The 6000-nt window shown below is 38.7% G+C and carries 7 protein-coding genes and 2 tRNA genes; 4 read left to right on the top strand and 5 right to left on the bottom strand.

Features of this window, described 5'->3' with window-relative positions:
* Positions 1 to 338: transposase (locus tag F3I09_RS33650; protein ID WP_188134066.1), on the bottom strand; the 338-nt coding region annotated here is incomplete at its 3' end.
* Between the two features lie 511 nt (positions 339 to 849).
* On the opposite strand from F3I09_RS33650, the gene F3I09_RS33645 reads away from it, so the two are divergent.
* The 4 genes from F3I09_RS33645 (at position 850) to F3I09_RS33630 (ending at position 4018) form a co-directional block, all read left to right on the top strand.
* Complete coding sequence (locus F3I09_RS33645) at positions 850 to 1170, top strand: hypothetical protein (RefSeq protein WP_149699444.1); 321 nt, start codon at positions 850 to 852, stop codon at positions 1168 to 1170.
* Between the two features lie 66 nt (positions 1171 to 1236).
* Complete coding sequence (locus F3I09_RS33640; protein ID WP_149699443.1) at positions 1237 to 2433, top strand: zinc ribbon domain-containing protein; 1197 nt, start codon at positions 1237 to 1239, stop codon at positions 2431 to 2433.
* A complete protein-coding gene (locus F3I09_RS33635; protein WP_149699442.1) occupies positions 2426 to 3196 on the top strand; it encodes a hypothetical protein in 771 nt (256 codons plus the stop codon). The genes F3I09_RS33640 and F3I09_RS33635 overlap by 8 nt, the downstream gene beginning before the upstream one ends.
* Before the next feature lie 69 nt (positions 3197 to 3265).
* Complete coding sequence (locus F3I09_RS33630) at positions 3266 to 4018, top strand: hypothetical protein (protein WP_149699441.1); 753 nt, start codon at positions 3266 to 3268, stop codon at positions 4016 to 4018.
* A gap of 112 nt (positions 4019 to 4130) precedes the next feature.
* Here the strand turns inward: F3I09_RS33630 and F3I09_RS33625 are convergent, their stop codons facing one another.
* From F3I09_RS33625 to F3I09_RS33610, 4 genes are all read right to left on the bottom strand, one after another.
* Complete coding sequence (locus tag F3I09_RS33625) at positions 4131 to 4559, bottom strand: hypothetical protein (RefSeq protein WP_149699440.1); 429 nt, start codon at positions 4557 to 4559, stop codon at positions 4131 to 4133.
* On the bottom strand, positions 4501 to 5058 hold the full coding sequence (locus F3I09_RS33620; RefSeq protein ID WP_149699439.1) for a hypothetical protein: 558 nt from the start codon (positions 5056 to 5058) through the stop codon (positions 4501 to 4503). The genes F3I09_RS33625 and F3I09_RS33620 overlap by 59 nt, the downstream gene beginning before the upstream one ends.
* A gap of 570 nt (positions 5059 to 5628) precedes the next feature.
* A tRNA-Leu gene (locus F3I09_RS33615) sits at positions 5629 to 5714 on the bottom strand.
* A gap of 52 nt (positions 5715 to 5766) precedes the next feature.
* A tRNA-Gly gene (locus F3I09_RS33610) sits at positions 5767 to 5839 on the bottom strand.
* Between the last annotated feature and the right edge of the window lie 161 nt (positions 5840 to 6000).

Below are 6000 nucleotides of genomic sequence, written 5' to 3'. Positions count from 1 at the left end.
TGTTCTGTAATACGATGAGTAACATTAGAGATAGTGCCTTCACTCACCTCTACCCCGTACACTTCTTTAACATGTTCACTAATATCAGAAGTTGTCATTCCCCGACCATACATGCCAATAATAGCCTCTTCCAGTTTATCACTCATCCGCTGCCCTTTGGGTATAAGAACCGGGTCAAATTCACTATTGCGGTCACGGGGGATATTAAGCGCGAGATCTCCGAGGGATTCAGTTTTTACTTTCTTTTTGTAAGAGCCATTACGACTATTACCTGAATTGCGGCCTTCAGGGCTATGTTTCTCATAACCGAGGTGATCATCCAGTTCTGCTTTCAGCATTTCCTCCACCCCTTGCTTAAAGAGGCCATTTGTATCTACCCTTCATTTTGAGTTGTAAGTGACCTTAGTAAGCTAGTTTGTCCCCTTTTATAACGACTAAGTTATATACTTATATTTCTAAAAGTAAATATCGGACTGTTTTTGCGTAATTGGTTATCTGTAGCCGTCTACATCGTTAACGAATGGTTAATGTGTGAAAACGAGCTGCAGTGAAAAAAACGTTTTCTTAACTAAATGTTTTGGGAGGTTTTTGACACGTTTTGAAAAAAGTTTAAAACAGGACATTACCTTTTTGTTGTTTTTGGGTTATAGTACTGGGAACTGTATATCTACTGATAGCAGATTGAAATTGTTTACCTGCCTATGTAACCTTATTTATTCATCTTAGTTTGTTGTTAACATCGCATTAACTGATAACAGTTAGTGATTTTTTAATTTGCATATCTGTGCCATGAAATAGAAATCCAACCGTTTTCATGTAATGGCCCAGGTGGCTTAATATATTGTAGTAATGGGAAGTCAACATCTTTATACCGACATCTGGAGAAAAGAATTCCAGGATATTTTGGCGTTAACTGAGTTTTTTCCTTCATCAGGAAAACAATTATCAGCGGCTGATTTTGAGGCTGTGGGTAATCGGAAACGCTATGCATTTCGGTTAGAAATTGCAGATGGCATGGTAGTAAATAATATTGATGGTTCGGCAGTAGCGAGAGATCTAGCCGAGGTATTATTAGCTAGCGAACAGGTTCGATCTATAAGCACGGGGAAGCGTATTGTGATCGCGATGAGTAGTGGTTTTTATCTTTCTATTTCGTTAGAAGGACGATAGGTATATTATTCCAACCAGAAGCTCTTACAGAGCTAATAATGTAAATCGTAAACCAAATTTCATAATATGAGTGATGTTAATGTAGAGAATTGCTTCAGTTGTGAGAAGCCCTTGCCACAGACGGTTTTTTTTTGCGGCGGATGCTTAACCCAATTTAGATGTAAGGTTTGTAACGCTCCTTTAATTAAGTATGCTATTGGCTGTACTGAATGTGGAGAGCCAATAGTCTCAAAAAAGGGTAATGGCCATTCAGCTAATAGTAGTTTTAACACCATAAGCATCCATGAAACAGCAAATGAAAGAACTATACAGGCTAGTTTTAGTGACAACGTTGGTAAGGAATTGACTGGGATTGTGCGAGACGCAATGAGTGCTAAACGTGTAGGCATTGCGCCACCTGGTTTTATACAAAGCGGGAATAGTACAGTCGAGGAAACGGTGTATCAAGAAATTACGGAGCATTACCCGGAAAGTCAGACTACGGCTTCATTCACAGACCGTAGCCAGTCAGTATTTAATTCTTCAAACAATGGCAATCAGCCAGTAGAGCAGCTTCCGCTTTTGACCGTGGCTATGCGAGCCCTGCCAGCAAGCGAACGAGAATGGGTGCTTGTCTATGCTTGCTACGCTTCAGAAAATGGGACTAAGCCATTTACACGAGATGATATTATAAACAAATATAAAGAGTCAAATAGATGGGACAATCAAAAATCAAATGGTTTAACTGTTAATATTCAAAGAAATGTACAAGCCCACCTTTTAAATGCATTTGGTGACAAGTTCTCTATATTAGATGAAGGAATTTCGGCCGTTGCTGAAATACTCTCTCGAAAAAAAGGAACTGCGCTCGTTTCAAAGGCAAAGAAGGGAAAGGATGCTAACGATCGTGAAGCAGATACACCTTCCGATAAAAAAAAGCCATCAGCGACAAGTACTCGAGTAAAACGCCTGACAGATCTCAACTTTAATCCTGATGAGAAAGACAGCCTTAAGGCCTTCATCAGTAAGTATCCTGTTAAAAGCGATCTGGAGCGAATTTTGGTCTTTGTTTACTATATGGAGGAAATAATAAAGCTGAACGGAATTACTTATGACCATATATATACCGCTTTTGACGATTTGAACATTCATACCCCCAGTAATGTTCCACAAATAACCAGGAACTGTGCAAGTCAGAAGGGTTGGATAGAGTTGAAGAAAAGTGGCATTATTTTAACCATAAAAGGAAGAAATCAGGTAAGAGGCTGGAATAAAAATGCATAAAGACATATCATTAGAAACGTTTGTTTTAAAGATCAACGACTTAGACAGCTTACCCCTATCTGGTAAAATAGATTTCTTTGTTTATTATTTTACCGAAGTAAAGGGAGAACCGGGAGCAGATGCAAGCATGATTCGATCATGTTTTTCTGAACTGAAAATTACTCCGTATTCTAATATACCGGCGTACTTAAAGGGCAACATTAAGAGAGGTAAGGGTACAAAAGCTAAGTTCATTCTTAATAAGCAGCTATATCATTTAGAACGGAGTTATAAGACCGAAATTGAGCGGCAAATTTCTATGGATCCGGTTGTTAAACCTACCGATAACTATTTTCCTTTGTCTCTTTTCGAAAATACTCGTGGCTACTTACTGATGATTGCCAAGCAGGCCTGTGCATGTTATGATGCTGGGTTGTATGATGCTTGTGCAGTAATGACGCGGAAATTAGTTGAGGTGCTGATCATAGAGGCTTTCGAGACTCACAGGACTACATCGAAGATCACCGGAACGAACGGTTACTATTATTACTTAAGTGATCTCATTACAGAATTACTAGCTGAAAAAAACTGCTGGAATGTTGGGAGAAATGCTAGGACGAGTATTCCGAATTTGAAATCTATGGGAGATCAAAGTGCTCATAATCGGAGATATTTTGTACAGTCTGTAGAGATTAATAAGATCAAGGGAGATTTACGTATTGTGATTGAAGAGCTTTTGCACATCATTGATTATCCTACTTTAAATGCAAAGAAAAAGAGTTGACAATTCTATGCGAGTAAGGGATTGTACATCTTATATGTTGATTGCTCTGTTTTAAATGCTAATGGAAAAATGTCTGAATCTAGAAAATCTTTGAGTTTTCCAAAATGGCTTTTGCTCTTGGGTTGTATAATAATAGCAGCCGTATTTATATTTAATCTTGGTGCGGTTACTGGAGATAGTTCTATGGAACGCATTGGTCAGTTTGGTGATGCAATGGGTGGGATAACCGCACCTGTCCTCAACTTGATCAGCTCTATTCTGGTCTTTTATGCGCTGAAGGCACAGGTTGATGCGAATAACCAAATACAATGTCAAATTGAAGATCAAAAAAAAACTAAGGAAGTGCAAGACGAATCGGAAAATCTGCACCTCCTTTATAGGTATCTAGATGAAAACATTAATAGTTTCAATTTTTCCTCATTACCTAAAGAATACCTGAGAAACAAGAAATCATTGATTTTTAATAAGAATCTTACTGGGGGTAAAGCTTTTGAGCAGCTTACCCAGCAGATGCGTTGCCATTTCCACGGTCCTCAACAAGTCCTCGAAGAGAACCAATTTGTTTCTGAATACTTCAGCATACTTACCCTGATGGATGAATTGATAACTAAATTGTTGATCTGCAAATGTGCAAATAAAGATATATTACTGGTCCTTGTCAAGCACCAGTTCTTATACAAGATTGCTAATAATATCAAGGGAAATGACATTGATACATTGGTAGTAGAATATTGTGATGATTGTAAATGCAATCACGGGTTGCCGGAGAACATTCGCAACGTAATAAAAAATATTCAAAAAAGATTAATAGATGTTAAGTGAGGAGTACATAGCCCCTTTTTCAACCACAAGTTCGTTTTTTTAAGGATGGTCGATTCCCGCAATCCTGAATACATCGAGATTGAGTCTATCTTTTCGCAAGATAACTGATCAGTTAGTAAAACCATTCCTTTGATTGTGCCTTATATAATCTGGAAAGTCCCTCTACTTGGTATATTGAGTGTGTTGATGGTAGGGTATAAATGGCCGATGTTGTTGTCCAGGGATCGGTTAGTATCTGGACATGGTTTTCGTTTATTTGCCTGATGTCGTGCATGTCGTCAAAGGGTAATGGGATAATCTCGCGGTCTTTCCAAAGTACGCTGAGGTCAAGACCGCCAAGGATGGCCCATTTGTTATTTATATCAATGGCGCCACAGGATGGATCGCCATAGTACCAGCCAAGCGCATAAGCGAGTTGGTTTACTTTATCCATCAGGAACCCTTTCTCATGCTGGTGAACGAGCTGCAGTATGTCTGTTTCTCTAATGACCAGGTATCGGTCTTTTTGCAATAGTTGATACAGTTCTTGTTCTGTTTCCATTTCTATAGTTTTTTGTATCTGCCTCAATCGTAAATCTACGCTGTTTGGCAAATGATCCCTCGCTTGTTATGGCTTCTGTTTCGATTGTCCAGGTATATAACCCGCTGCGGTGTTCTTTGAAGGTAGTATTTTCTGTTAGGGTTACAATGATATCATCAACTATCCCGATATAGTCCATTGTTGTATTTGGCACTTTGGAAAACCTTTCTTTAGCCATGAATGCATCAAATGTATCTAAGTTAAAGATGATCTCTTGGGGATGTCCTCCTAAATGCCTGCCTTTAGCATACCTGTCTGACCAGAAATTGTTGCTGATCTTTCCTTGGTATTCATCCATGATTTTTTCGAATTTCTTGTCAATTTCCGATGGTATAGTGTCTCCGGCTTCTACAACAAGTGCTTCTTGACTGGCGGCCTGCTGGTTGTTATTGTTGATTTCTGATGAACTACAAGACAGCATAGCAAGGGTAAGGATAGCGGATAGCGCAAATAGGTTCACAGTATTGATTCTGTTTTTGTATTTAGCGATTGTTAAACGAGACTCGACCGACAATGTCAAAAAGATAAAAATTTTCTAGTCCCTCTGTCAATCAATTGACAGACTTAATAAAACTGCAAGATCTATAATAAAAAATGCTGATAAATTCAGAAACAAATAATAGCCTTCCTATTTATTGCTAGAGTCCTTTGGTAATGAAGCAAAACACGAACGAGGTTAATCATGAAGATGGTCTTGCAAGATAATCCCCAACTAGTGAAGCAAATTATCTGTCGCATTTTGTCCAAACCTTAAGCAAACAATCTCAAGAATACACTTTTATCTTCGTTTTGATAACATTCTCATTATCAGTAATTTACGAATTTAGATCCCTCGACAGGACTTGAACCATCATATTTAACTGATAATTAGCAGGTTAGGATATATGTTCAATAAAAGTTCCAAATGAACACTTTAGGATAATGGGAGACGATTGAATCCTGTAACTACCCGTAATACAATAAAAAAGCCCATCAAAATGATGAGCTCTTTAACTTTTGAGATGTTGAAAAATATCAACATCTCACTGCGTACCCAGGAACGGAGTTGAACCGTCACTCCCCTTGCGGAGAACAGGATTTTAAGTCCGGCGTGTCTACCAATTCCACCACCTGGGTATCCCGTAAACAAAAAATCCAAACTGCCTGGCAATTTGGAAGCTTTGTACTGAGCGGAAGACCGGGCTCGAACCGGCCACCCCGACCTTGGCAAGGTCGTGCTCTACCAAATGAGCTACTTCCGCTTGTATTGAAGAACTTTCCCGCTGATCAAACCCGTTGTTTTTTCGTTGGGATTGCAAAGATAGGATTTGTTTTTAAATAACCAACGAAGCCATCCATTTTTTTTCAAATTTATTTAAAATCGTAGATGTAGTGCAAGGAAAAACATCCTTCTCCCGCAAAG

It is taken from the genome of Chitinophaga sp. CF418 (assembly GCF_900142925.1).
Taxonomy (GTDB): Bacteria; Bacteroidota; Bacteroidia; order Chitinophagales; family Chitinophagaceae; genus Chitinophaga.
Note: the sequence above shows the minus strand (reverse complement) of the source record. Positions and strands in the feature narration are given on the sequence as shown.

What these genes read in the sequence shown, in the direction of transcription:
- F3I09_RS33645 (WP_149699444.1), top strand. Translation starts at nt 850, where the DNA reads ATGGGAAGTCAACATCTTTATACCGACATCTGGAGAAAAGAATTCCAG.
- F3I09_RS33640 (WP_149699443.1), top strand. Translation starts at nt 1,237, where the DNA reads ATGAGTGATGTTAATGTAGAGAATTGCTTCAGTTGTGAGAAGCCCTTG.
- F3I09_RS33635 (WP_149699442.1), top strand. Translation starts at nt 2,426, where the DNA reads ATGCATAAAGACATATCATTAGAAACGTTTGTTTTAAAGATCAACGAC.
- F3I09_RS33630 (WP_149699441.1), top strand. Translation starts at nt 3,266, where the DNA reads ATGTCTGAATCTAGAAAATCTTTGAGTTTTCCAAAATGGCTTTTGCTC.
- F3I09_RS33625 (WP_149699440.1), bottom strand. Translation starts at nt 4,559, where the DNA reads ATGGAAACAGAACAAGAACTGTATCAACTATTGCAAAAAGACCGATAC.